Annotated in this window: 20 protein-coding genes and 1 pseudogene; 6 read left to right on the forward strand and 15 right to left on the reverse strand. The window is 35.3% G+C overall.

Annotated elements, in window-relative coordinates; translation table 11 throughout:
* Nucleotides 1–273: 273 nt before the first annotated feature.
* The 9 genes and pseudogenes from QHG57_RS07265 to QHG57_RS07305 all read right to left on the reverse strand — a co-directional run bounded on the left by QHG57_RS07265 (nucleotide 274) and on the right by QHG57_RS07305 (nucleotide 14394).
* Nucleotides 274–3027, reverse strand: coding sequence for an autotransporter family protein (locus tag QHG57_RS07265; RefSeq protein WP_330169026.1), 2754 nt, complete (start codon nucleotides 3025–3027; stop codon nucleotides 274–276).
* A 1370-nt stretch (nucleotides 3028–4397) separates the two neighbouring features.
* Nucleotides 4398–4799, reverse strand: a complete 402-nt coding sequence (locus QHG57_RS07270) for a hypothetical protein (protein ID WP_330169027.1) — start codon at nucleotides 4797–4799, stop codon at nucleotides 4398–4400.
* 357 nt (nucleotides 4800–5156) lie between these two features.
* Nucleotides 5157–5560, reverse strand: a pseudogene (locus tag QHG57_RS07275) (hypothetical protein).
* A 405-nt stretch (nucleotides 5561–5965) separates the two neighbouring features.
* On the reverse strand, nucleotides 5966–6169 hold the full coding sequence (locus tag QHG57_RS07280; protein ID WP_330167732.1) for a hypothetical protein: 204 nt from the start codon (nucleotides 6167–6169) through the stop codon (nucleotides 5966–5968).
* A 172-nt stretch (nucleotides 6170–6341) separates the two neighbouring features.
* On the reverse strand, nucleotides 6342–6821 hold the full coding sequence (locus tag QHG57_RS07285) for a hemagglutinin repeat-containing protein (protein ID WP_330169028.1): 480 nt from the start codon (nucleotides 6819–6821) through the stop codon (nucleotides 6342–6344).
* Between the two features lie 984 nt (nucleotides 6822–7805).
* Nucleotides 7806–9182, reverse strand: a complete 1377-nt coding sequence (locus tag QHG57_RS07290) for an amino acid permease (RefSeq protein ID WP_330167734.1) — start codon at nucleotides 9180–9182, stop codon at nucleotides 7806–7808.
* A gap of 926 nt (nucleotides 9183–10108) precedes the next feature.
* On the reverse strand, nucleotides 10109–10471 hold the full coding sequence (locus QHG57_RS07295) for a hypothetical protein (protein ID WP_330167735.1): 363 nt from the start codon (nucleotides 10469–10471) through the stop codon (nucleotides 10109–10111).
* A gap of 297 nt (nucleotides 10472–10768) precedes the next feature.
* Nucleotides 10769–12307, reverse strand: coding sequence for a histidine ammonia-lyase (hutH, locus tag QHG57_RS07300; protein WP_330167736.1), 1539 nt, complete (start codon nucleotides 12305–12307; stop codon nucleotides 10769–10771).
* Between the two features lie 1310 nt (nucleotides 12308–13617).
* A complete protein-coding gene (locus QHG57_RS07305; protein ID WP_330169029.1) occupies nucleotides 13618–14394 on the reverse strand; it encodes a class I SAM-dependent methyltransferase in 777 nt (258 codons plus the stop codon).
* A gap of 421 nt (nucleotides 14395–14815) precedes the next feature.
* Here QHG57_RS07305 and QHG57_RS07310 point away from each other — a divergent pair, with 421 nt between their 5' ends.
* The 4 genes from QHG57_RS07310 (at nucleotide 14816) to parE (ending at nucleotide 19297) form a co-directional block, all read left to right on the forward strand.
* Nucleotides 14816–15442, forward strand: a complete 627-nt coding sequence (locus tag QHG57_RS07310) for a LemA family protein (RefSeq protein ID WP_015856539.1) — start codon at nucleotides 14816–14818, stop codon at nucleotides 15440–15442.
* Nucleotides 15442–16293 (forward strand): TPM domain-containing protein, encoded by an 852-nt coding sequence (locus tag QHG57_RS07315; RefSeq protein WP_330169030.1) that lies wholly within the window; start codon nucleotides 15442–15444, stop codon nucleotides 16291–16293. Before QHG57_RS07310 ends, QHG57_RS07315 begins: the two co-directional genes overlap by 1 nt.
* Before the next feature lie 117 nt (nucleotides 16294–16410).
* The gene (gene lipB, locus QHG57_RS07320) at nucleotides 16411–17148 is read left to right on the forward strand and encodes a lipoyl(octanoyl) transferase LipB (protein WP_330167739.1); all 738 of its coding nucleotides are present in this window, start codon (nucleotides 16411–16413) and stop codon (nucleotides 17146–17148) included.
* A gap of 82 nt (nucleotides 17149–17230) precedes the next feature.
* Nucleotides 17231–19297, forward strand: a complete 2067-nt coding sequence (gene parE, locus QHG57_RS07325; protein WP_330167740.1) for a DNA topoisomerase IV subunit B — start codon at nucleotides 17231–17233, stop codon at nucleotides 19295–19297.
* 17 nt (nucleotides 19298–19314) lie between these two features.
* On the opposite strand, the gene recJ is transcribed toward parE, so the two are convergent.
* Nucleotides 19315–21099, reverse strand: coding sequence for a single-stranded-DNA-specific exonuclease RecJ (gene recJ / locus QHG57_RS07330; protein ID WP_330167741.1), 1785 nt, complete (start codon nucleotides 21097–21099; stop codon nucleotides 19315–19317).
* Nucleotides 21100–21395: 296 nt separating this feature from the next.
* On the opposite strand from recJ, the gene rplM reads away from it, so the two are divergent.
* Both rplM and rpsI read left to right on the forward strand, forming a co-directional pair.
* Complete coding sequence (gene rplM, locus QHG57_RS07335) at nucleotides 21396–21860, forward strand: 50S ribosomal protein L13 (RefSeq protein ID WP_330167742.1); 465 nt, start codon at nucleotides 21396–21398, stop codon at nucleotides 21858–21860.
* A 2-nt stretch (nucleotides 21861–21862) separates the two neighbouring features.
* Nucleotides 21863–22348 carry a 30S ribosomal protein S9 gene (gene rpsI, locus QHG57_RS07340; RefSeq protein WP_015856545.1) on the forward strand — a complete coding sequence of 162 codons (486 nt, stop codon included), beginning with the start codon at nucleotides 21863–21865 and terminating at the stop codon, nucleotides 22346–22348.
* Between the two features lie 304 nt (nucleotides 22349–22652).
* On the opposite strand, the gene QHG57_RS07345 is transcribed toward rpsI, so the two are convergent.
* The 5 genes from QHG57_RS07345 to QHG57_RS07365 form a co-directional block, all read right to left on the reverse strand.
* The gene (locus tag QHG57_RS07345) at nucleotides 22653–23018 is read right to left on the reverse strand and encodes a response regulator (RefSeq protein ID WP_330167743.1); all 366 of its coding nucleotides are present in this window, start codon (nucleotides 23016–23018) and stop codon (nucleotides 22653–22655) included.
* Nucleotides 23019–23351: 333 nt separating this feature from the next.
* The gene (locus QHG57_RS07350; RefSeq protein ID WP_330168829.1) at nucleotides 23352–23711 is read right to left on the reverse strand and encodes a hypothetical protein; all 360 of its coding nucleotides are present in this window, start codon (nucleotides 23709–23711) and stop codon (nucleotides 23352–23354) included.
* A gap of 604 nt (nucleotides 23712–24315) precedes the next feature.
* Nucleotides 24316–25104 carry an ABC-2 family transporter protein gene (locus QHG57_RS07355; RefSeq protein WP_330167744.1) on the reverse strand — a complete coding sequence of 263 codons (789 nt, stop codon included), beginning with the start codon at nucleotides 25102–25104 and terminating at the stop codon, nucleotides 24316–24318.
* On the reverse strand, nucleotides 25088–25912 hold the full coding sequence (locus QHG57_RS07360) for an ABC-2 family transporter protein (RefSeq protein ID WP_330169031.1): 825 nt from the start codon (nucleotides 25910–25912) through the stop codon (nucleotides 25088–25090). Before QHG57_RS07360 ends, QHG57_RS07355 begins: the two co-directional genes overlap by 17 nt.
* Nucleotides 25887–26894, reverse strand: coding sequence for an ATP-binding cassette domain-containing protein (locus QHG57_RS07365; RefSeq protein ID WP_330169032.1), 1008 nt, complete (start codon nucleotides 26892–26894; stop codon nucleotides 25887–25889). The genes QHG57_RS07360 and QHG57_RS07365 overlap by 26 nt, the downstream gene beginning before the upstream one ends.
* Nucleotides 26895–26919 lie beyond the last annotated feature (25 nt).

The raw sequence follows: 26919 nt of genomic DNA on the forward strand, positions 1-26919 counted from the left end.
ATTATTTTAAAAAGCTGATGACAAATACATCCCAAATATTTGTAGTCAAAATAACACAAATAGCTTTACAATCTCATTATCAATTTTTTTGAAACATTTAAGCTCCCCTATCAACCAGATAAAAGAATAAATAAACGTGATCCTTTCATATTTATTAAAACACATGATGCCATTATTAAAAGAAGCAATTAAAATTCTCCACCCTCAATGGTTCTAATCTTGACAATAAAACAAAACTTTGAAAATCACATTTATTATTTTTAAAAAGATTTATTAAAAATGATAGCGCAAACCACCAGAAAAATGAACTCCAGAAAAACCAGCCTTGGTTAGCTTATGCTGATAGCTAACATCACTGTGGAGTGTAACTTTAGAAGAAAATTGCGCATTAATACCCAAACCTGTTTCTAAAGAAGAACCAAAAGCACCCAACTGGAAAACATCCTTTAGATGAACAAATTGTTTTTCACCAAAACGATGTGCAAGATGAATATTGCCATAAAAACAAATGATACGATCCTTTTCAGGTACTGTAAATGTTTTACTTAAATACCCTCCAATACGCATCAACCATTGATCTATTTTTTTCATCTCAATATCAAATCCATCAATATCACGAGCCTTATCAAATCGAAGATGTTGATAAATAAGCTGAAGCTGGGGATCAAAAATAAGATCTTCATGTCCTGTCATAAACACTTTACCAGCAGAAAACGAAACGTTCAAAGGATTTGCTTTCAATGTCGCTGTCTTACCCCAAGCATGGGTAAGCACATCCCCTTTAAACAAACCATAAGATAAAAGACCATCTACATAAAAATCAGTGTTGTGTTTCACACTTCCGTATGTCGTAAATGACCATTTATTAAATTCACTCTTCTGGCTTTGTTCCACGTTACGAGGTTGTAAGGAAAGCTTTCCATAGGTTCCCATAATCCCAAAAGATATCGTACTATATGCGCTCTCTATTGTTTTGAACAAAATGTCTGTTTCTATAGCGTTATAATCAACATTACCATCGTACCCATATTTAAGTGTAGAAAGATCTGAGACATAACGATAACTCCCACCATAACCGTGGACAGATAAAGCAAAATTCCCTTCAACTTTTAGTAATTTGCGAGGAATAGACTGCGTAGCTTGCAACTTCTTTTGTTGATTACGGATATCCATGTGTCCAATATGAAACAAAGCATTTGGTAATAAAAGATAGGTTGGAACTTGTGGAACAACCTCTCTGACCTTTAACTCAGAATGAGGGATAACAGACGTCCCCAAAGCAGGCTGAATATACTTACTTTCAAGGCGAAAATCCCAAAAATCTCCATTTCCTTCAACCAATCTTTGAGAAGTTTGCGCATTTCCAAGAGCAGAATCTGGGCCATAAGCATGAAGATAATATTGGTAAGGCAAACCCTCTAATGCAATATAAGCACGATTTAACTGAAAAGAATCCTCTGCCGCTTTTCCAGAAACCTGAATAAGTGAAATACTATGAGCATTTTCACCGGTCGCTATCTCGCCCTGATTTCCTGCAACAAATTGCACATAAACTGTCGTTTTTCCAGAAACATCACCATGTATCAAAAGTCGATCAGTCTTTTTATTATCGAGCAAACCATCACTACTGAGATGCGTATTGAGATAAATATCTGCCCTATCTTGCGCACTATAAACTTCTTTCTCTCCCTTCCCGATATAAAGTGTCTGATACTCCTGAAACATTGGAGTTTCAAAAGCAATAAAACTATCAGAAACTTTCACAAATGAAATAGACGAACTTGTACGGTTTGCAACTTGCAAATCTATCTCTCTTCTTTTTGTCAAAAGCCATTTTGATCCCCCTGTCAAATAAAGCTCAGCAATAGAATCATCGGCAACACGAGTCCCTCCTATCAATGAAGAAGAATCAGCCAAAATCGCTACAGTCCCACCCTTTTCAACTGTTAATAATAAGTCACCAAAAATTTTTGTACCTTCTGTTACGGCAATATAACTACGACTATTATTACTACGAATAGCTGTCCCATCTGGAACCTCAAAAGTCGTTCTTTTTAAAAAGACAAGTCCCTGTTCATACGCATCATTCTCCCCGTCCCCCTCAAAATACATACCATGTTTGTTCCCTATTGCTTTAATTGTTGAATTTTCAATATTAACCCGCGAAATTAAAATATTTCCTTCCCTGCCGTTATTGGATAGTGTGTTAGAATCTTGTCCAACTGTTAAAACGTGAACATCCGTAGAAATAATATTAGTATTTTTTAAATGAACAGAGCCCTGATGTTTTACATTGAAAACTGTATGTGCAATTTTTTCATTGGTATTTTCATTGTCTTTTGTTTTTTGACGTTTTGAAGTAATGGTAACACCATCCAAAGTCGCACTCCCCCCTCTCCCCACATAAAGCGCAGCAGCATCATTCACATCAATAAATCCACTTTTCATCCGAATACCCGCATCATCTCTAACAAAAAGAGCACTCTCTTGGCCGATACCCAAACCTTCCACTTTAATTTTTGTATTCATTAACGTAACAGATGCTCCTTGCTTCTCTGCATAAGCTGCAATCTGAGAAGCCTCAATTGTTCCATGATTAACTTCAATCATTCCACTATCAGCTTTAAGACCTATTGACACATTTTTAAAAGCTGAATCACTCAAAACAATTCTTCCCCCTCGTGATACAACAACACCATAAATATCTTCTATACCCGCAGTAGCTTCAACCTCTACACGCATTGCCTGAATAACTGTATTTGGCTCCTGTACTACTATAGCAGCAGGCAACATGAGAGAACTACCCTCCCCATTCTTTTCTTTAACAGGTGCCGTGAATTTATATACTTTATCACTAATTGTATGTTTTACACCATCACTGCATTTATAAGGCAATTTGTTTTCGTCACATAACAGTGATACAGATGAATGAGAATGCGCCTCAATATTTATATTTAACAAAAGAGAAAAAATAGCTACTGTAAAAACGCACGAATACAAATGATTGTTAGATACCTTGATTATCATTGTTTTTCAAAACTTTCTTTTTTTCAACAAAAACAAAAAATGCTGGCAAAAAAATAAATCACAAATTAAACACAGTAAGAATAAAACAAACAAAGTTATTTTATTTTTTCTGACAAATTATAGCGTTTAATAAAATGTTTTGTGTTTTATGTAAAGAAAGAACAAAAAGTTTTAAAATACCATTTAGGATGACAATCTCTTTAAAGACTACATCTTAAAAACCGCTGAAAACTGCAATACAAAATGCCCAGAAACTAATCTCAAAAAAACGCGAAAAAATGCAAATTTTTAAGAAATATAATCTTCAATTTATCTTACCATCGAAAAATAAAAATATAACAAAATGAGATATAGTATACGAAAGCTATAACAGCATCATTTCTTCAACTACAACAAAAAAACAAGAAATTATGCACTAATGGATAAGCTAATGTACACAATTTCTGTATTAAAAATGCTAGATATCTAACAAAAAAATTTGAATAAATAAAAAACTTCTCCTAATACTCTATCATCAATAATTTTAATTAATAAATGTAATACTTTAAGATCTTTTGATAAAATCTAAAATACAATAAAACACTCACCTTCTTAAAATTAAAAAACACCAAAATAAAATTTCATCAAAATCAGTTTTATGAAAGCTATCTGTTTATTATCGTTAAAGCAGATATTTTAGCAAAGCTATTATTTGTCATTCTTTATATTGAATAAATTTCTCTAAACAACAACTCACTATCCTCCACTATCATCATCTAACAACAACACTATTGCTAATCTCATAGCTGATGAATATAACTATATTGGAGACAAAAGAGCCGTATTTTTCTCTCCTTCTGTTTAATATTTTCATTCAATTATTACTTTAAACATGAACAGTCTACTGTTGATAATCACTTGTGCAAAGCTTTTTTATTTACTAGCTTTTTTTATCATTTATCAAAACGTAACATCTGTTTCATCGAATGGATTACACCAAAAATATTATTATCTATAACCTGCTTTAGTCATGCATTCATAAATTGCTGCAAACTCACTTGCACACGAATCCATATTTTCAGGAAAAGCGTAGATTGGCTGCCTGCCACATTATTAACAGTTCTTGTGGGATCGTAGATTTATTGATATTGAGCTTTTCTCACAATGCCAAGGTCGATGGGGAGATTTGCTAACACATCCAACAGAGCTTAATAAAATTATAACATTCAATAATTTCAATATTTTTTCATTTTCCCCTCCTTCAATATTTACGATAGAAAGGCTGAAAAGTTTGCTAGTATTTCTTCGCATGCAAGATGGCTATTACATTAAAAAACCCCCCCATGCGAGAAAAAGAACATGAGGATTATTGATTACAGAAACACCAATACCTAAGGTTGACATTCAGGTTGTTCTTTATGCTCTTCACAATGAGGACTATTCAAACGCCTCTCTACACTTCGCTGAGGAATAACTGCATCGGGCTGACAAATTGGAAGATTTTCATATTTCTCACACCACTTCACCCTTCCCAATTTATCTTGGAAACCTGCTTGGATCATACATGCACTCTCTGCCTCCTCAGCATTGAATTTCTCCTCCATACTTATTTCTCTATCAAGACGACCATCAAGATGCTGCATTCCGCATTCCAACAGAGCTTTTTTGATCTCAAGCTGATCGGCACCGGGCTTTTCCCATGCATCTACAACTGTTCGAGAAGGCTGCTCTGGGTAACATCCAGCCATAACAAATAAGGTTATCCCACTTAATAATTTTAAAATATGCTTCATTTTCCTATCCTTGAGTAATTTTGATATTACGAAACAATCTATAATTATTTTACATGCTGTTTTTTTATTTTCAAAACAATGATGGACATCATCAACCTTTATTATTTTTATCTTTCAGAAGATTATACCGTTATTATATCAAAAATACGGTAAAATTATTACTAAAATCATATTTTATAAACGGTATGCTTATAATTATTATCAATATTTTGATTACAACAAAAATAGATATTTTTATATTATTGCGCCTACAGTTGTAGTACCCATAAATACATTGAAATGGTGAATTAAGGACACCCCCGCGCACAGGCATGAGAAACATCAAGGTAGAAATTGTTGATCATCACCAGCAAAAAATTACGGCTGACATTCAGGTGCGGTTTTATATTTTTTTACAAAACAAGCTGTTCAAACGCTTCTTGACACTTCGTTGTGGGATAACAGCACTAAGACACAAAATGGAGAGGTTTTCATCTTTATTAAGTATAAAACCAATATAATCCTTCCCATTTGTCGTGTAATTTTGCTTGAATCATGCATGCTGCAATGGAAACCTCTGCATTGAGGCTTAACTTTTTATTTTCTGGAAAGACATCATAAGAAGTTGGCATGCCACATCCTAACAGTGCTTTTCCTACCTCAGTAAAGTCTGCTCTAGGCTTCTCCCAAGCACTCAAAACTCTTGGTTGAGATTTGTTGATGTTACATCCAGCGATATTTAACAGAATGAGACCACTTAATAATTTTAAGATTTGTTTCATTTTTTTCCATAAATAATCTACTAAAATCGAATAAATTGGTATCGTATGAGGCATTCCGTAGCATCTTGCACACGCATAACGCGTATGACCATAACAATTCTAGGATCATAGCCGCCTAGCGTTCTCCCTTCCTCTCTCATGAGAATTGCTGGTGGAAATAATACATAGGGAAACTCCAAGGGTACCTTATAAAAAGTAGGTGGATTATGACCAAATCTTATACCAATGGCGTTAAGTAAATGATTTTGTAGCTAGATATGATCTTTTGCGTCATCATTTACGACATATAATGGATTCTAATGAATTTGCTATCGATATAGAACCTTATCAACCGGACACAAAAGATAGATATCTGTTTTCTTTGCTATATTGTGGATGCCACGCTTTTTAAAGTCACGCAATCCTTTACCTACTGTTATGGTACATCGGCTTATGTGCACTAACAATCACTGCTGTCTTGCTATTTAGTCCGCCAATCAAACCATTGCCGATTTTGTGTTTCACATCCCCACGACCAAAACGTTTTGCTACATCTCTTACATCTTTTATGGTACCAAGAATGCCCACATTGACAGATCCTGCCACATCAGCAAAGGACTTTTCAGGCATCTCTTGTGTCTTAGAGATATCACAGCTTTCCGAAAGCGTGATATTATTGTCAGCATCAACGTTGACATCACGCCCTGCCGAAACATTTGTCGGCTTGCATGTTTACATCATAATCAGCAGCAATCCGCACATCTCTGCGCACTTTGACATAGGATTGAACGGAGGTATTTTCCTATTGATCGCCAGTGTCTTTCGCACTCACAACTCCAACACCAACAGAAGCACCGCTGCTGCTCTTTTCAAACTGAAAGCCAAAGCCTGTGCGCTCTTCCTGTGTACTTGAGCTATGATTATTATGCCCCACAAACACATTGACATCACGCGCTACTGAAAGGTTAATATCCTCCCCCGCAAGATCAGAATCTACTACGCTCACATCTTTTTTCTTGAGCGTGATGTTGATATTACAATCAGCATTGAGAGAAGAGCCTTGATGTTCAAAACTCTCTTTATTTTCTATCTTTGATTTACTCCCGTATAACGAAACAAAATTTTTGCCTGAACTCACACCAAAACCTATTTCATGCGTCTGTGAATGGCCGCTATGATAGTCTGTCATGCCAACAATTATCACACTTTTTCCCATTACATTGATATCTTGATCGGAAATCAAATGAGAAGCAGTAATCGTAGCATCTCCTTGTACACCCATATCAATTTTGCCCGTTGCATCTCAAGGATGGAGAAAATCGTTGTAGTATGTGTGATTCAGAGCTATTGGAAGATTTTTTGTGTAAAAAGCCACTTTCCGATGATTATTTTTGCTAGTCGTAGTGTTCTTGAGCGCCTTTTATGGTAACATTGAATAACTTTGCACGCAAAATACATTTGCGAAGCGCGTTTTGTCCTCCTCCACTTGTGATAAAAATTACTCCCGTATCAATATTATAAAAAATAAGTTTGATCCTTGCTCTTTTAATCGTAATAACAACAAGAATCGCCAAAATATCACACGTGCAATTGTTCCCTTAAATTTACACTTCTATAAGATTTTATTGTGATACCTTGCTTCTCTTTATTGAAGTTTTTGCAAACAAAATGATACAATGTCCCTAATGACTTTGTTATCTGCTTTTTCTACCAACACCAATCCTCTTTAGAAAAAATAATAGCAATAAAAAACGTCTCTCCTTTACCCCATAACAACCCAAATATCCTTTTAAAGGAAACAGAGGACTCTAACCCTTCTTTTCAAAGAAAATACATAAAAAACTTTATCTTCGCTTCTAAAAGCAATAACAGTTTCTTAAACAATAAAATTTAAACAATTAACTTTTTAAAAAGCTTATAAAAAAATAAAACAATTCTTACAATAACTTCTCTTGTGAAATAGAACTTCATTAATACGTTTAGAAAAAGATATCTGCCTATAACCTTTTATCTAGTAAAGTCTATTTGCACTGTTAGGCATTTTAACATGAAAGATTTATATTGATTGCAGAGCTCACCATCAAAAAACGCCTAATAGTTTATATGATTTGGCCGTTACCATAAGCAATGGCTCACAAAAATCTCCAATAATAACGAGCAGATTTTTTCCAATCTAGACTGTTCTAATCTTTAGGGAGTAACAATCAAACACCTGTTTTCCTGATAATATCAGCTATTTGTTTTGAGTTTTATCTCTATTCACATTTTATTGCAGTTTCTTTTGCTTAAAATTATAAAGTTTAAGTGCATAGAAACAAATAACAAGCCAAGCAATCCAACTAAAACCTATAATTAAAACCGGTCGCGTCTCATCAAAGTACCATAAGAGAATAAAAATAAAAACCATAAATAAAATAGAAAAAACCGATCCTATTGGCCAAAATGGAATTGGAAATTTTAAACCATTCTGTGCTTCTTTAGGCATCTTAATTCGCATAAAAATTTGTGAAAGTAGAATCATCACCCACACAAAAACTGTCGCAAATGTCACCATTGCAGCAATAAGAAAAAAAAGCTTTTCATGGTAAAAATAATTAAGGACAGCACCAAGAAGAAAAATACCGAAGATCATCAAAATAACAAAAATTGGTATACCATTTTTTGTTAAATATTGAAACTTCTTTAAAGCATAACCTTCCTGCGATAAACCATGTATCATGCGACAAGCACCATACATTCCACTATTCATTGCAGAAATAGCGGCTGTAACAACGACAATATTTAAGATATTTGCCGCATATGAAATCCCCAGATTTTCAAAAATGGATACAAAAGGGCTATCCATAAGACCAATCTCATTCCAAGGATAAAGTGACATTAAAATAGCTAACGTCATGACATAAAAAAGCAAAATACGAACTGGAGTAACATTAATTGCCTTTGAAATTGTTTGATGAGGGTTTTGAACTTCCATGACTGCCATCCCAATGATTTCTATACCACCAAAAGCAAAAACAACAACACTAAAGCAAGCTAAAAAACCAAACCAACCATTAGGAAAAATACCACCATTCTTCCATAAATTATGAACAGTAACAGTAGAAGAAACTGCGCTTTCACTCCAACCACAAAAAATAATTACTATTCCTAAAATAATCATCGCAATGATAGCAATAACTTTAATAGAAGACAGCCAAAACTCTAGTTCACCATATACTTCTACGGCAGCTAAATTAATACCCGTGATAATTAACGTGATACTAAATGCCCATACCCAAGGAGCAACATCAGGATACCAAAACCCCATATAAGTCGCAAAAGCTGTAATATCAGCCAAACCAACAAGAATCATTTCAAATACATATGTCCATCCCGTTAAAAAACCTGCTAATGGCGATATGTAATTTGCCGCATAACGTGCAAAAGAACCAGGCAATGGATTATGAAGTATCATCTCTCCTAAAGCCCGCATAACCATAAAAATAGCTAAACCAGAAATACAATATGCAATCAAAACACTTGGCCCCGCAAGCTTAATTGCCTGTGCAGATCCATAAAAAAGACCTGTTCCAATAGCAGAGCCAAGAGCTAAAAAAATAACTTGGCGCTTACTCATACCTCGTTTCAGTTCATTTCGTGCCATTACTTTCCTTCTTTATTGAGATGCTGACGAACATCCACACTGCAATAACAGCTTTATGATAAATAAAGCTTCATGTTTCTCTTTCGAAGATATACTTTAAAAGCATTAAACAACAGCCTTCCAGATGCTCTATCCTAGGCAATGAAAAATACTTTTATTGCGAATGATTCAGCTTTTTATAGCCTAAGTTTTATATCATTTTATTGAAATTACATGATAATAAAATTTTTATAATTGTCATTTAGTTCATTTTTATATTTTCTATTTTTCTGCAGAAAATGTGGGGTTGAATGCAAGATAATATAAACATTTTTATTCATAAGGATAATTTATTGTTTTATATATTGAACTGGCTCCTCAATATCATAAGATTGTCTCTTTTCCAAACCCGTTCACATTGAAGCAATCAAAACTTTTCGTTTACACATCATAAACGAGATTGATGGATGAATAAAAACACGTAAAGAAAGGAATAAAATTCCTCTTAATAAACTGTCTCAAGTGCAAAAAGCTGTTACAGCTCGGGAAATGAATTATCTGATAGTATCGACTCGTATCTTCGTAACATAAAAATAATGATGCACTATTAATCCTATACTTTTCACGAGAGTTTTTAGGTTATACCATTCACGGATGCCCCCCCTGAAATGTAAGCTTAAGTATTGAGGAAATGTTTCCTTAAGATAAACCTTGTGAAGGCAAAAAACACCGCTTTGCATGAAGGGCATATGCTCCCATTCATCATGAGTGTTTTTCAAGGCTATAAATAAAAACCTTAAATTGATATCATCATATTCAAGAGAAACATGCGTTAAACTTTCTATTAATAGCGTGTAAACTTTCTACACTTTTTAACTTGTCACATCATCACAAATTGTATTCAACACCACATGCACTCATTTTTAAAACTAATTGATATAGCTTAATCAATGATAATATGAATCCCGCCAGTTTTCAAAGGCGTGAGAAATTTTAGCCCCAACCCCTCTTTTAAAAACTCCAGCCGCTTTAAATACAAGCTTTCCCAATAAAAGACCAACTGCGATAAATATCATCTTTTCGACCTTCGGTCCAACAAGAGAGCAACTATTTTTTCCACTTCTTTGACCTGAAACATTCATGATAACTCCCCTTGTTACCTGAACAAAAATATCTTTCTCCTGTGCCCATATAGCAATAAAACCACCCTGTTGAGATCTTTCTCTCGCAAGATTCGCGTGGGCCTCCACAATTTGCGAAAAACAAACAATGATTGCCATCAAAATACATAATAGACGATTTTTAGACATTTATTTCCCCTTTTTCGTGATTTAAAAGTACAAAAATTATAAACCATCTTTTAAAAAGAGAAATACTCATTTTAGTGCGTAAATAAATATAATACACTCTTCCATAAATTTATCTAAATTATATCATAAGACAAGTGTATTAAAGAGATAATTGCGAATAAACACAATACATAACAGCCAATAAATAGAAAAATATTTATTAATTATTATAAAGATATATTTACCACCTCTTCAAGTTTTGTATAAAGAAACCTAATAATGAGGTCTCTTCTCCTCTCTTAAACTCAAAAACAAATATTACTGAAAATTTAATGAAGGAAAAATTGTTTCTGGTAAAATAGATAGTAAGTGCCCTTCACGCACAAGTATATGTGCTTGATGAAGATCTGGAGCCAGATAGCGATCTTCCTTCAGAGGAGCAACATTTTTACGTAAACATTCCATAACTGACTGTAAAAAAGTACTTGTTTTTAAAGGTGCACGATATTCAATTCCTTGTGCTGCAACAAGCGTTTCAATACCAATAAGAGTAAAAAGATTTTCGCTCATCACCAATAACCGACGCGCTCCATGGCAAGCCATTGAAACATGATCTTCTTGATTGGCTGAAGTTGGTGTTGAATCAACTGAAGCAGGATGGGCCATTTGCTTATTTTCAGACATTAAAGCTGCTGCTGTTACTTCAGCAATCATAAAACCTGAATTAAGACCCGCATTATGCGCTAAAAAAGCTGGAAGACCATAAGAAACTGCTGGATCAACCATAAGAGCAATACGCCGTTGAGAAATAGATCCTATTTCACATAAAGCAAGAGCAATCTGATCAGCAGCAAACGCTACAGGCTCAGCATGAAAATTCCCACCTGATACCACTTCACCATTCCTTAAAATCAATGGATTATCTGTAACAGCATTTGCTTCAATAATCAGTGTTTTTGCTGCTGCTAGCAAAATATCAAAACATGCCCCCATGACCTGTGGCTGGCAACGTATACAATAAGGATCTTGTACGCGCTCATCACCACGTAAATGTGCTGCACGAATTTCTGAATCCTCTACAAGCTTTTCTAATGTTTTCGATGCAGCAATCTGTCCATAATGTCCTCGTAAAATATGGATATCAGGATGAAATGGCGCCGTTGATCCCATGATGGCATCTGTCGTCAAAGCCCCTGCCAGCAATCCACCACACAATGCCCGATAACCTCGAAAAAGACCGGCAAGTGCAAGGGCTGTTGATGTTTGAGTCCCATTAATAAGAGCTAGACCTTCCTTTGCCTCTAAAATAATAGGAGACAATCCCGCTTTCTCCAATGCAACCGCTCCACTCATACGAATATTTTGAAAAAAGGCTTCTCCTTCTCCCATCATAACAGCAGCCATGTGAGCAAGTGGAGCTAGATCACCTGAAGCACCAACAGACCCTTTTTCAGGAATGACAGGAATGACGCCCTTTGCAAGCATATTTTCTAGCAAATTTACCAATTCTAGACGAACCCCTGAAGCCCCTCTTCCTAAAGAGATAAGTTTTAAGCTCATTATCAAACGCACAATATTTTCAGCTAAAGGCTCTCCTACTCCACAACAATGGGACAGAATAAGATTTCTCTGTAAAACAGCAACATCGTCCGCATCAATTTTAATGGAAGCCAACTTCCCAAAACCAGTATTAATACCGTATACAGGCTCACTTCCAGCAGCAATTTCAGCAATGCGCTGAGCCCCTTTTTTAATAGCTAAATGTGTGTCATTATGAAGTTTACTTACTTCACCATTAAAATAAATAGCTTCAAGTTCACTAAGAGTTACCTCTTCCGGCTTTAGTATAATAGTCATAATTTACTTTCTTTTTTAATCAAAGTATAATGTTTAGCATTATTGATCCTTCTATAAAACAAAAAAACTATAACGACTCTTTAAAACGAGAGTGCTTTCTTAAAGGCATTCCTTACGATAGAGTTATTATCCAAGAATAGAATAGTTGACGATAAATGAAAATATCAACAAGCACAACCAAGCCTGTAGATAAAAAATAGATAACACATTAATTTATAATCATAATCTAGCATTATTCATATTAAATGTAGAGAGTCGAATATCTTAAGATTCTCTCATTCCAAATCTGTGTATTTTGAATCAATCAAAACCACTCGCTTACACGTCATAAGCGGAATTGGCATATGGATAAAACTATACAAGAAAGGACTAAATAAAATCCCTCTTATGAATCTTTAATGCAAGAATTGTAACAACATTGAGAGTTGAAAAATAATGTGATGGTGCAGGCTTATTCTTTTATGAAGCGTAAAGATGAGGATGCTCAATGAATTTCGTTAAACTATTCCTACTAACCTTCTGAAAAATCTTAGATAGATAGCTGTCACAATCTATCATGATTGCAAAAATTAAATTCTATAGATTAAAAACTTATTTAACACATCATAACAGAGAAAAAATTGATCTTATTGTCCACTTCTAAAATTGTATTTAAAGCGCCAGATTGAAACCTGAAAAGCACATCTTCAATAAAACCACACAAGACTCGGCCTAACTCGTTATTTAAAATAGAAAATAAAAATTTTTTATATCAAAAAATTTAATTAACATATTGTTATTATATCTTTAAAAAAGAGAAATGCTTTCATAGAATATACTTCTATTTTGCTTTTTTCGTCATTTGGATCTGAATTTAGAGATGATTTCAAAATTAGTTGTTTTTTAAAGGTTCTTCCAAGCCATTACCCTTTTTACTAAAACTTTCTGACTATGAGGATTTTTTGTACTGTTTCAGTTATTTTTGTCAAAATTTATTACAGATACTCTCATTTAATAATAAAAAACAATCATAAAAAACAAAGAATTATCAAATATTTCTATTCAATCTACCTCTTCCAATTTTATAAAATAATCTGTTGTTAACCTACTGTAAAGAAAGCGCTTCAATGCTATAATGCAGTTCATAAATTTTCTATTTAAAACTCTCTCATATCAAGTGAACAATGAAAATCAGATGTAATAAGATGTCAATTTGAATGCTGAAGAAGAAAAACTGTCCCCCCCTCAAAATCTTCCTTAATAATTCGTTAATTTTCTGAATGCGCCTACACTGATGTGCTAAAAGAGCAAAAGCAATCATGGATATCGGATTATCTTATATACATATAGAGCTCACTTCGATACAAAAGCTCCAAATTGCCTTGTACTTCATATTTCTTTATTAATGCAACCAATTGCCGCAAATATTCTTCCCCATAGCAAGTAATAGCGCGTTGCACTTGCGTTGAAGAGCGACTCATTCCAATAAAAGCTTCAGATGGGATCACCATCGTCCAATTGTGCGTATGTAAAGCAATCTTTTCTGGATTTACCCCAAAGCCATCGCTCATTTCCTGTAAAAAATCAAAATTACGATAATAACGCGAATAGTTAGGGCTCATTTTCTCTAACAATGTTTCATAAGCTGCTAAGAATTCGCTATGCTTAAAATCCCGATTGTTTTGAATGACCGCCATTACACCATCGGTTCGGAGTTGGGATGAGACAGCACAAAGCAATTGAGGGCGATCCATCCATTGAAACGCTTGCGCTGCAATGACAAGATCGACCTCACCGATTTGAGGCAATAGATCTTCGGCACGCCCCTGATACCACTGCACAGTAGGAAATTTTCTTTGCCCCTGCTTAATCATGTCTGTCGATATATCGATAGCATGATATTGGTGTTTATTCCCAAGAAGTTTGACAATCCCTTCTAATGCGATGCCTGTTCCAGCCCCCACATCCACGATAGACAAATGCTTTTTGTTCTTAAAAGGAAGCAGCATGGTTTTAAATAAGGTGAGGGGGTAGCGAGGACGATAACGATCATAATCATTAGCCAATCCATCAAACTTTTCACATTGCTGTTGAACACTTTCTATCATAGGATTTTCCCTCCTTTATAATTGCTATCATACATAATTGAAAAGCCCTTTTTTGTTCGATGTATAAAGCATAACTTCTAAAAGAGGGAAAATGAGAAGCTCCCTTACCTTCTATCTTTCCATAAGATTGATGCTTACATTTTTCCCTTTTCCAATTGTTATCTGCACATTGTGAAACAAAAAGTATTACGAAAATAATATAATCTTCGGTAATAATAATTGATATGAATATTATTGATCTTTCATAAGAGGACATCTATATTATCATTATTATTTTAATATCAATAAGTCACTTAGGCGTGCCTAAAACGCAGAGAGATATCGATTTATTGATAAATATGTCTGTTTATAAAATTCAAAATACTTTCCACTAAGAAGATAAACCCTATATAATACATAAAATATCTGTGGAGACATCTTTATGTTAAATGTACAAACTTCTTCAATGTTTAAAATATTAAAACAATTTTCAATCGTGATTTTTTTGGCATGGTTAGTCCCATTTTTAAGTGGGTGCGGATTTAATACGATACCAACAAATGAAGAAAAAGCACACGCAGCATGGAGTGAAGTGCTCAATCAATATCAACGTCGTACAGATCTCATCCCCAATCTTGTAGAAACAGTTAAAGCTTACGCAGCTCATGAACAAAGCGTTTTCACAAATGTAATTGAAGCACGTGCCAAAGCAACGCAAGTCAACATTAATGCAGATATGTTGAATAATCCAGAAGTTATGCAGCAATATCTCAAAAATCAAGCAAATTTATCAAGTGCCCTTTCGCGGCTTATGGCTGTTGTTGAAAACTATCCGGATCTTAAAGCAAACCAGAACTTTCTTGCACTTCAATCACAATTAGAAGGAACAGAAAACCGTATTTCCGTTGCGCGCCGCGATTATATTGAAACAGTACGTGCCTACAATACTGCACTCAAAACAATGCCGACGATGATTTGGGCAAAGCTATGGTTTCGTGATGCTAAGCCTATGCCTACTTTTACCATCGATACTGATAGCCAACAAACACCAAAGGTTAATTTTAATTAATGAAACTATTTCAACACTCTATACAACGTCGTACTTTTCTACGTTTATGGGTTTCTTTGAATATTCTATATTTGATCATTGCATTAGGGAATGTCACTTACGCACACACTAAGTTTCCTCCCTTAACCGGCTATATCAATGATATGGCTCATTTACTTGATCATGCAACACAAAGAAACTTAACGGAAAAGCTAGCTACACTCGAAGAGAAAACAGGAGATCAAATCGTTCTTGTGACGCTCCCTACTCTTTCGGGCAATGATATAGAAACATACAGCAATTCTCTGTTTCGCACATGGAGATTAGGTCAAAAACAGATCAATAACGGCATATTAATCGTCATTGCACCAAATGAACGCAAAGCACGTATTGAAGTAGGCTACGGTCTGGAAGGAGAACTAACAGATGCCATTTCCTCTGTCATCATTAATAGTTTCATGATTCCTAATTTTCGTGAAGGAAATTATCAAAAAGGAATTGTCGAATCCGTTCATGCAATTATTAAAGTTATCACACAAAGTGATGCTGATTTTTCTTTTCGAATCAATCAAAAAGCTAAAGCTGTTGAAGAACAACGTAAACAAGCTGAAAAAGAAGAAATGATTATAAATACAATCATGTTTCTCATTCTCTTTATAGTCGTTGGTTTGCCTATTCTTGCTATGATCTTTGGTAAAAAAATAGGTCCACGAAAATATCTCTGGATGGGTATTGTCTTCACACCTTGGTTTTTAAACTTAAATGCGAACGGTAGAGGTTCTGGTGGAATCTTTGGTGGATATTCAGGGGGAGGAGGATTCAGAGGTGGTGGTGGATCATCAGGTGGTGGCGGTGCAACAGGAAGATGGTAAAACGAACATAACGATTTTTTAATAAAATTCATTGCACTTCTTATAAACTATCTCTTAATCTTATTTTTTATTTTTCTGATTATAATACAAACTCAAACATCAAAATAAATACTACCAATGACATTTGAATTGAAACATACGGATCGTAATCACTTATCACATCATTTTAATGCAATTCTAGAAAATCCACCCGTTGAATGGAAGATAAGTGATCATCTAGTTGAGTATCCTGAAGCTCTGCGTTATATGCAAGAACGTGTAGAAAAAATTCTTGCAAAAACCGCACATGAACAAGTTTGGCTTCTTGAACACCCTTCTCTTTATACAGCGGGGACGAGTGCAAATAAAAAAGATCTTTTAGCACCTAATTTATTCCCTGTTTATGAAGCAGGACGTGGAGGTGAATTTACATATCACGGTCCAGGACAGCGTATTGCTTATATTATGCTCGATCTTAAACGCCGAAAACAAGACATTCGTGCTTTCATTAGTGCATTAGAAGAATGGATCATACAGATGCTTGCAAACTTTAATATTAAAGGCGAACGCAGAGAAGATCGCGTTGGTGTCTGGGTTAAACAGTCTCATTGCCCATCAAAACAAAAGGATCTTTCTGCCGAAGATAAAATTGCGGCTATTGGCATTCGAGTGCGCAAATGGATAAGTTTTCATGGTGTTTCTATCAATGTTAACCCTAATTTAACCCATTATTCAGGAATTGTTCCTTGTGGAATTACAAACTACGGTGTAACGAGCTTTCTTGATCTAGGGTGCCCTGTAACAATGTATGATATTGATATTGCTCTCAAAAACGCTTTCGAACAAATTTTTGGTCCAACAATTGATGTTTCCTAAGTGCATTGATTTTTAAATAAAAAACAGGCATAAAATTTATTTTAATGAATATTTTATTTTATGAGGTAGATAGTTAAACGCTATGAGCGATAACAAAAAGGATCTTTTTAGTGTTTTAAATAAAGCCCAATCTTGGGTAAATACAAAAGAAAACACTCTGCAGTCTCCAATGAAATCAAAAGCGATGATTTCAAAAAAAAGTGCAAAAGATATGCAGGAAGACGACTATAATGCCCTCTCTATTCGAGTGCTTGAGGGTTTAGAGCCCGTACGTTTACGCCCTGGAATGTATATTGGTGGAACAGACAGCAAAGCTCTTCATCATTTATTTGCCGAAATTATTGATAATGCGATGGATGAAGCTGTTGCGGGTTATGCAGATTCTATTGAGGTCTCATTAGATAGGAGCGGTTATATAACCGTTACAGATAATGGACGCGGTATTCCTGTCGAAAATCATCCTCAAATGCCTGACAAATCTACTCTTGAAGTTATTATGACACAACTCCACTCAGGGGGAAAATTTGATGGAAAAGCTTATCAAACTGCGGGCGGACTTCATGGAGTAGGAATTTCCGTCGTCAATGCTCTTTCTGATGATATGGAAGTTGAAGTTGCACGAGAACGAAAACTTTACCGCCAACGTTTCTCACGCGGTATTCCTCAATCTGGATTGGAAGATCTGGGAGATGTTTATAATCGTCGTGGTACGCGCGTTCGTTTTCATCCTGATTGTGAAATTTTTGGTGAAAAAGCAGCTTTTGATCCAGAAAAAATCTATAAGATGACATGCTCCAAAGCCTATCTTTTTGGTGGTGTAAAAATTCGCTGGACTTGTGATCCCGTCATACTTGAAAACGCAAAAAATACTCCTGAAAAAGCTATTTTTCATTTTCCCAATGGGCTTAAAGACTATTTACTCTCGTCACTAAAAGATGAATATCGAGTAACGTCAGAAATTTTTTCTGGCAAAACACAACAAAATAATGGCCATGGCTCCGTTGAATGGGCTATCGCTTGGCATGGTGGTGATTCTTGTGTGCAATCTTACTGCAATACGATTCCTACAGGAGAAGGCGGAACACACGAAATAGGATTACGTCAAGCTCTTTTGCGTGGATTGAAATCCTACGCTGAGTTAATAGGAAACAAACGCGCAGCAATTATTACGTCTGACGATATTATGATTTCAACAGCCGCGATACTTTCAGTCTTTATCAGTAACCCTGAATTTGTTGGACAAACAAAAGATCGATTAGCAACCATTGAAGCGCAGCGTATCGTTGAGAATGCAATCCGCGATCCTTTTGATCATTGGTTAGCAAATTCCCCACAAGAAGCAACAAAACTTCTCGATTGGGTTATTGAGCGTGCTGAAGAACGTATTAGACGACGCCAAGATAGAGAAATAAGTCGAAAAACCGCTGTCCGTAAATTACGTCTGCCCGGTAAACTTGCAGATTGTAGCCAGAACCATGCTGTGGGTGCTGAACTGTTCATTGTTGAAGGGGATTCTGCAGGAGGATCAGCTAAACAAGCAAGAAATAGAGCAAACCAAGCAATTTTACCTCTTCGTGGTAAAATCTTAAATGTCGCCAGTGCTGCACATGAAAAAATGAACTCAAGCCAAACAATTAATGATCTTATCCTTGCTCTTGGATGTGGAACACGCTCTAAATATCGTGAAAAAGATCTCAGATATGAACGTATTATCATCATGACAGATGCTGATGTTGATGGGGCTCATATTGCATCACTGCTCATTACCTTCTTCTTTCAAGAAATGCCTGACCTTATTCATCAGGGACATTTATATCTCGCCGTCCCTCCCCTTTATAGAATATCGCAAGGAGGAAAAGTTGCTTACGCACGCGATGACATTCATAAGGATGAATTGCTCAAAACTGAATTTACTGGAAAAGCTAAAATCGAAATCGGGCGTTTTAAAGGGTTGGGTGAAATGCGCGCAGAACAACTTAAAGAAACGACTATGCATCCTCAAAAACGTACATTGCTTCGTGTTTCTATTGATGCCGTGAAAATGCAAGAAACGAAAAAGACTGTAGAAAGTCTCATGGGAACAAAACCAGAAGCACGATTTCGTTTCATACAAGAAAATTCTACTTTCGCTTCCAATCTAGACATCTAATGTAAAAAATATCTCTTTCAAACGACTGCAGCTGCGTCAATCACGCGCAGTTGCGGATTGACCGTTCCATTCCAATAATTCAAACTAAGATGACCAGCTAAATGAATCATTTCACCAATATTTTCAAAAAGAAAATCACCAAGCAATGTCCCTACAGCACGAAAAGCTATTCCCTGTAGTTTTTTTCCTTCAACATTAGATACAATGAGGCGAAGATGTCCTTTACCAACTTCAGATAGATTCACCAATCGATGAGAAGGAAGAACAAAAACAGGTGTTGCGTTCCCTGTCCCAAATGGCCCTGCTTTTTCAAGCAACTCAAACAGCGCTTCATTAACACCAGAAGCAGAAAGAAAACCATCTATACTAAGGGATTTTTTTGCACGCAACTGTGAAACCATTAAAGAAACTTTTTCTTCTAGCCATTTTCGAAAAATTTCAATTTTTGTTGATTGAATTGTAATTCCTGCTGCCATACTATGTCCCCCTCCTTTTTCTAATAAATTTAATGTAACAGCTTCACGAACGAGTGCTCCTAAATCTATACCATTAATTGAGCGTCCCGACCCGACACCATTTCCATCTTCTTTCAAAGCAATAGCAAAAACAGGACAAAAAAAACGCTCTTTGAGACGGGAAGCAAGAATACCAATAATTCCCGGATGCCATTCTTTATGAGAAATTACAAGTGATAATGGTGTTTCTTGATCTTCATAAAGAGACGCAATGTAAGATTCTGCTTGTGCTAATTGAATGTTCTCCATTTCTTGGCGTTCTTGATTAAGCCGGTCTAATTGTTCTGCTATTCTATCCGCCTCATCTTTATTCTCACAGCTAAGCAAACGTGCCCCTAAAGCTTGATCACCAATGCGCCCTCCTGCATTAATTCTAGGACCTAACAAAAAACCTAAATGAAAACTATTAAGCGGCTCCCCTATTCGTGCAACCTTTGTTAAAGCTGTTATTCCTAGATTATGCATAGAACGAGCAACTTGAAGACCTTTTATCACAAAAGCACGATTAACCCCTTGTAATGGAACGACATCACATATGGTTGCCAATGCAACAAGATCAAGCATACTTAAAAGATCAGGTAGCTGCCCTTGGAATTGTTTTTTCCGCAGCAAATGATGAACCCAAGCTAACGTAACAAAAACAACGCCCGCTGCACATAAATGCCCCTGTTTAGAAAAATCATCAGGACGATTAGGATTGACAAGAGCAACGGCTTCTTGATGAACCTCTGACATTTGATGATGATCTAAAATCACAACATCAGCACCAGCAAGCCTCGCTGCTTTTACTGCATCTGGACTGTTTGCGCCACAATCAACAGTGATAATTAACCGAGCGCCTTCTTGCACAAGCATCCTCATTGCTTGTTCATTCGGACCATAGCCTTCAACAATACGATCAGGAATATAAATTTTGGCTTCAATACCAAAATAACGAAAAAAACGCGCTATGAGTGCTGAAGAACAAGCACCATCAACATCATAATCACCAAAAACAGCAACCTGTTCTTGATTGAGAAGAGCCTTAACAATACGCTCTGCAGCGCATTGCATATCCCTAAAACTTTCTGGATCAGGCATAAGCGTACGTAATGTTGGATTAATAAAGGCAACAGCCTCCGCTTCATCCACATCTCTTGCTGAAAGTACTCGAGCTAACTGATCTGGAAAACCAAATTTTTGAGAAATAGCGCGCGCATTATTTATCCCTTGAACATCAAGGGCATCTAACCAAGCTTGACCACAAGCAGAAGATTCAACATTGAGAAAATAACGAGACCGCTGCATTATTGTTTATTTTATAATGAAGAACGATAAAATACAATCATGCGTTAAAGATAAAATAGTCTTTTGCAACATTCATTTTAAGTTTAAATTGTCCACAAACTTCTTTTAATGCGGTATTATGATACCTTTCTTATAACATATTGTTTTATAAAGTTTTTATTTTCTCTTGACGTCAACAAAAAGACATTATATCAGATCAAATAGTATGCGTTAAATATTTCGCTATGGTAACAATTTTCAACGCAAAACAGTAAAAATTCCCTTATATTAAAAGGGTTCTAATAAAGGATACTTCTATGGCAACTTTTTCACAAAAGCCAACTGAAGTGGTGAAAAAATGGGTTATTATTGACGCAGAAAACCTTGTTTTAGGTCGTCTTGCCACATTTGTTGCTAACCGCTTACGTGGCAAACATAAAGCTACATTTACTCCACATGTTGATGATGGTGACAACGTTATTGTCATTAATGCAGCTAAAATAGCTCTCACTGGCAAAAAATATACGGATAAAAAATATTATTGGCATACCGGCTATATTGGTGGAATCAAACAGCGTACAGCACGTCAACTTCTTGAGGGGCGTTTTCCCGAACGCGTTATTGAAAAAGCGGTAGAACGCATGATTCCTCGTGGGCCTCTTGGTCGCCGTCAATTGAAGAATCTACGTGTTTACGCTGGAAGCCAACATCCACATGAAGCACAACAGCCTGAATCTCTTGACGTTGGTACTTTAAACCGCAAAAACAAAAGGATTGCTTGATTATGGCTGAAATTAATTCTCTTTCTGAGCTTAGCATAGTAACAAGTATTACAGAAACACATGAAAATGTTGTCCCTGTCCACGTGCAAAAGCTTGATTCACAAGGACGTGCTTATGCAACAGGAAAGCGTAAAGATGCTGTTGCACGCGTATGGATTAAACCAGGTTCTGGAAAAATAACGATCAACAATAAGGAATTTGACAAATATTTTGCTCGTCCTGTTCTTAGAATGATTCTTCGTCAACCAATTGTTGCAACAAACAGGGATACTCAGTTTGATATTATTGCAACCGTTGCAGGTGGTGGTCTTTCCGGACAAGCTGGTGCAGTGCGCCATGGCATTTCCAAAGCTTTAACCTATTACGAACCAGAACTTCGCTCAATCTTGAAAAAAGGTGGTTTTCTTACCCGTGATAGCCGTGTTGTTGAACGTAAAAAATATGGTAAAGCAAAAGCACGTCGTTCTTTCCAATTTTCAAAGCGTTAATTTCAATTTTTGTACAATGCATAAAGCCTCGGATAAAAACGAGGCTTTTTTTAACTGCTAAAACAGACGTTTCGTAGAAGAAATTTATATCTGTTAGAAGAAAATAAGAATGCAAAACAACCGTATCTTCTTAAACAAGAGCTAAAAAATAGATCAAAAAATTCAAAACCTCAGTTTCAATTTTTTAAAATTTGTATTTTGCTAATAGACATATCCACGTGCTAGAATACAAAAATATCTGTAATATAACTTTAGTTATCTCATAAGCTTTTCAATGTCTTTTTCTATCATCACTTAACAAGCTTCAGTCCAAGAAATGCTTTACCATTGTGATAAACTGCGGGACGGAAATAGGTTTTGACATATACTCTTCACATCCACTGGCACGAATTCGTTCTTCATCCCCTTTCATAGCAAAGGCTGTTACAGCAACAACGGGAATCGATCTTAATTCTTCATCTGCTTTTAATTGTTTAATAACATCTATTCCAGAGACCTCTGGCAACTGGATATCCACAAGGATAAGGGATGGCATTGATGAACGCGCCAAATCTAATGCCATAAGACCATTCCGCGTTTCAATGGTTTCATAGCCACTCGCTTCTACGAGATCACGGAATAGCTTCATATTAAGCTCATTATCTTCCACGATCATGACTTTTTTTGACATTAGTATAACTTCCACCCTTCTTAGACAAAATAGAAATGAATCTACATTCTCTTTGCTTAAGATAAAATGATAAAAAAAATTGTAAACCACAAATAGTCGTAGGATTGTGTCACCGTGTATTTTTAAGTTGATATGAAAAGTTTATGGATATTTCAATTAATGCATTCGCGTTTTTATCACAAAAAATATCAATCACAAACTTAGCTTAAATGCGTATTTTAAAGAGGGAAAAATTTAAGTAGCCTTTAAAATAGCTGATTAGTTAAATTTAATGTACCATATATTGCCCCCCCAAACAATATCTTAAGGATATCATTAAGAGTAAAATATCTTTTAATTAAGAGCCCATGCACTATGAGCAAGAGCATCGAATACTTTCCCACCTGTTGTTCTTTTAGGACCCGGTGGCGTTCTAGTAAAGAAATATACAAGATATGCGACTAAACCAAAAATTAATGCCTCCGCCCCCATTAAAGCCACAACTTTTTGGACATTTTTCTCAGCCCCTTGTTCTCCAAATTGGCTAATAATCATATTAACAGCTTTAATAACTCTATTTTCCTGTGTCATTACAGAAATGAAACCAGCATTTTGAAATCTACCATTTAAAGAATTGGCATTGGCTCCTAAAACCTGTGAAAAGAAAATAGCGACTGCAACCACACATAACATACAATGCTTAAATATTTTCATCATAACCACCTATTAATGTTCAATAAAATAAATTTTCTTTACCGCCCCCTCTAAATAGAAAACATTACATCATCTATCGATAAAGTATATTTATCTTCTGACAATACAATTTTTTAATTTAATTTTGTATTATATTACATTTACAATACATCCGTTACATGTTTATCTTAAGTTTGTCAATTATTTTATTTGTGTTTTTATATTGTATAGTTTAATGATAAAAATATATTAAAATAAAATTATTTTATTGTTTTTATTATAATTTTAGCTTTATTACCATAAATATTATTAGCTATTATAGTATAAAAAATATCATAGTGTTGTTTTTCAGTTACACATGTCGTTTTTTATTTTTTTGTATAATACAGTAAGATAAGTATTTTAAAAGTTTACAGAAAACAAAAAATTAGCGTAAGCACCAGTTTAGTTCTTTGATTGAAAAAGCTAAATAAGATAAGAGATAACTTTGGTGGACGCACCAAATCTAATGCCATAAGGCCATTACACATTTCAACGATTGCACAACCATTCGTTTCTACAAGAACACGGAATAAATTTAATAAAGTTCATTGTCTTCCACGATTATAACTTTCTGACTTTTATATCATCCCCCTAATCCATTAAATTTACGAATTGTTTTCTTATAACTTATGAAAGTCATAGCAATAAAAAGAAAAGCGCTCAACAGAAGATATCCAATATTCCACTCATTTTTACCAAATAACAGTGAAACGGGCAAAGAAGCAGAAAAAGCCATGGGAAGCATAAACAAAAGCCATTTTACAATGCTTGAAGGATAAATTCCTATTGGTACAAATGAAAGCTCGTAAATCATTTCATGAAAATATTCGACAGGCATCTTACGACTAATAATAAATGTTACAAAATTAAACATCATGAAAAAACAAATATTGACGATAAAAACACAAAATATTGCAACAATAAAAGAGATCCATCTTAGCTTAAGATCGGATATATTCGGTAATGATACAAATAAATAGGCGCTAACATAAAGAACAAAGAGCTTGATCAGATTAAGTGGTTTACACCAACCAAATAACATCAATAACCAGATTGAAACAGGCTTTATCAAGTATGGCTCAATTTTACCATCCGCTACTTTTTCAAAAAATGTTTCAATAGAATTAGTAAAAATATTCAAAAATATTCCAAGTAAAACAAAAACAACAAAGATAAAATGAATTTCATCTCTGTTATAATTACCGATCTTTCCTGAAAAAGAAGCTATTCTATCAATAAATATGAATTGAATAAAATAATAGCATAGAGAAAGAATAAACTCCCCAGCCAAATTCTTACCGTAAACAATCTGTCGGCAGATATTCAGGCTGATAAAATAAAGGATTATTTTCATCTCAACCACCCGCTCCATTATATGTTTTCATTCCTTTATTCCAAGCAATATAAATTAAGAATAAAAGACACAAAATATAAGCAAGACTTCCGAAAATAAACTGCTGAAACAATGCTAAATTTTGCGTCGCGAAAAACTCGGCAGGAGCTGATATCATGAAACGATAAGGATTAAATTGCATGAGCCCAATAAGCCACACCGGCCAAAAAGATGGTGGTAAAAGAACACCCCCAAGAAGCGCTGAACTGAGAATACTAAAAGAGAGTAATATATTGTACTCAATCACCCAAAAGCTTAATAAGGCAATTCCAAAAGAGAGTAAAAAACAAAGCAATTGTGATAGAATAACAATGAGAAAAAAGAATAGAAAAGCGATGACCAATCCCAAAATATTTTCATAGGATGAGACAAGCTTAACAACAAAAAGAGCCAATAACGGGACGCTATATAATACACTCTCCCCTAAAAAAGTAAAAAGCATTTGTGTCATATAACTGAAGGGCTTTGTAAGATATACTTCTAATTGACCTTCTTTAACATGATGAGAGAAAAATTTAATCACATTATAACCATTATTTAAGCGTCCTAGGACTAAAGCAAAAGCATAATAATACATCATATCATGAAAGCTAAAGCCATTTATGGTGTTGCCCATATCAGAGAAAAGTGCGTTCCATAATAGAAATTGAATAACAAATGGCGAAAGTGTTCCAATGATAATGTCGGTGAAAAACATTGCTCTATCACTTAGAATAGTGAGCAATCCATTCTTGGCAAAAAGAAACATGCCAAAGCAGTGGTTAGATAAATTCTTTAAATTTAGCACGAAGCATCTCTTCAAGCGAGGGAGTGGATACAGAGAACGTACAGTTCAGTTCGGTTGTAATTTCCCGTACAAAACGCGCAAAATCCTCACGGGGCAGCGAAATATCTAGCGAGCATTCTTCAGTGTTAAAGTGCTTATCCTTTAAAGAAGTAGATGATTTCAACGCAATCTCATCAATTTTTTCTACAACAGCTGAAGGTGCAGCCAAGTGTTCACAAAAAAGCGTCATTCTCACCAAAGAAGGAATGACATTTTTAAGCGCGTGAAGATTGCCGTGAAACTGTTTCTTTCCCTTATGCAAGAGAATAATATCATCGACGTATCCATCAATATCTCCCATATCATGACTTGTGATGATATACCCAGTGCCGCGCTTCCTTTTCAGTTTTTTAAGAAGCTCCCTGATCTCATGCTTAGATGTAATATCAAGACCAATACTTGGCTCATCGAGGAACACCAGTTTAGGTCTAAAGGAGAGATTAAATGCCAATTCACTTTTCACTCTCTCACCCAGACTAAGCATCCGCACTGGCTTATCCATAATATGCTCAAGGCCCAGTAACTCTGTGATCTCTTTAAGATCACGGGTAAAAGAAGCGCGTTCAAGACCATATAATGGTTGAACCATATCCAGGCTGTAGCGTAAGGGTAAATCCCACCACAAACAATTCTTGTGACCAAAGACCACACCCAAAGACTTGAATAGATCTTTCTTCGCTTTATAAGGATCAACACCAAGGACTTTAATACATCCCTCATCAGCATGTTGTATACCAGAAAGTATTTTAATCAGTGTCGATTTACCCGCTCCGTTAGGGCCAAGAATTGCTAATGATTGCCCTGAAAAGAGGGTGAAACTTATATCTTTTAACACATGATGATTTGTATAAACCGGCTTGAAAAGAGAAACCACCTTGTTATTAAAACCAATTCCTCTATCAATGTTGCGATATATTTTTGAGACGTTATTAACTTCAATCAATAATGATCCCATCCGTCACTCCTAA

Origin of the sequence: Bartonella grahamii subsp. shimonis (assembly GCF_036327415.1) — a bacterium.
In the GTDB taxonomy this organism is placed as follows: Bacteria; Pseudomonadota; Alphaproteobacteria; order Rhizobiales; family Rhizobiaceae; genus Bartonella; species Bartonella shimonis.

Coding starts and splice junctions, on each gene's coding strand:
- QHG57_RS07280 (WP_330167732.1), bottom strand. CDS start 6,169: ATGCCTGAAAAGTCCTTTGCTGATGTGGCAGGATCTGTCAATGTGGGC.
- parE (WP_330167740.1), top strand. CDS start 17,231: ATGAGCGATAACAAAAAGGATCTTTTTAGTGTTTTAAATAAAGCCCAA.
- QHG57_RS07265 (WP_330169026.1), bottom strand. CDS start 3,027: ATGATAATCAAGGTATCTAACAATCATTTGTATTCGTGCGTTTTTACA.
- lipB (WP_330167739.1), top strand. CDS start 16,411: ATGACATTTGAATTGAAACATACGGATCGTAATCACTTATCACATCAT.
- rplM (WP_330167742.1), top strand. CDS start 21,396: ATGGCAACTTTTTCACAAAAGCCAACTGAAGTGGTGAAAAAATGGGTT.
- hutH (WP_330167736.1), bottom strand. CDS start 12,307: ATGACTATTATACTAAAGCCGGAAGAGGTAACTCTTAGTGAACTTGAA.
- QHG57_RS07305 (WP_330169029.1), bottom strand. CDS start 14,394: ATGATAGAAAGTGTTCAACAGCAATGTGAAAAGTTTGATGGATTGGCT.
- recJ (WP_330167741.1), bottom strand. CDS start 21,099: ATGCAGCGGTCTCGTTATTTTCTCAATGTTGAATCTTCTGCTTGTGGT.
- QHG57_RS07350 (WP_330168829.1), bottom strand. CDS start 23,711: ATGAAAATATTTAAGCATTGTATGTTATGTGTGGTTGCAGTCGCTATT.
- QHG57_RS07355 (WP_330167744.1), bottom strand. CDS start 25,104: ATGGAGCGGGTGGTTGAGATGAAAATAATCCTTTATTTTATCAGCCTG.
- QHG57_RS07295 (WP_330167735.1), bottom strand. CDS start 10,471: ATGTCTAAAAATCGTCTATTATGTATTTTGATGGCAATCATTGTTTGT.
- QHG57_RS07315 (WP_330169030.1), top strand. CDS start 15,442: ATGAAACTATTTCAACACTCTATACAACGTCGTACTTTTCTACGTTTA.
- QHG57_RS07290 (WP_330167734.1), bottom strand. CDS start 9,182: ATGGCACGAAATGAACTGAAACGAGGTATGAGTAAGCGCCAAGTTATT.
- QHG57_RS07285 (WP_330169028.1), bottom strand. CDS start 6,821: ATGGGTGTACAAGGAGATGCTACGATTACTGCTTCTCATTTGATTTCC.
- QHG57_RS07345 (WP_330167743.1), bottom strand. CDS start 23,018: ATGTCAAAAAAAGTCATGATCGTGGAAGATAATGAGCTTAATATGAAG.
- QHG57_RS07270 (WP_330169027.1), bottom strand. CDS start 4,799: ATGAAGCATATTTTAAAATTATTAAGTGGGATAACCTTATTTGTTATG.
- rpsI (WP_015856545.1), top strand. CDS start 21,863: ATGGCTGAAATTAATTCTCTTTCTGAGCTTAGCATAGTAACAAGTATT.
- QHG57_RS07310 (WP_015856539.1), top strand. CDS start 14,816: ATGTTAAATGTACAAACTTCTTCAATGTTTAAAATATTAAAACAATTT.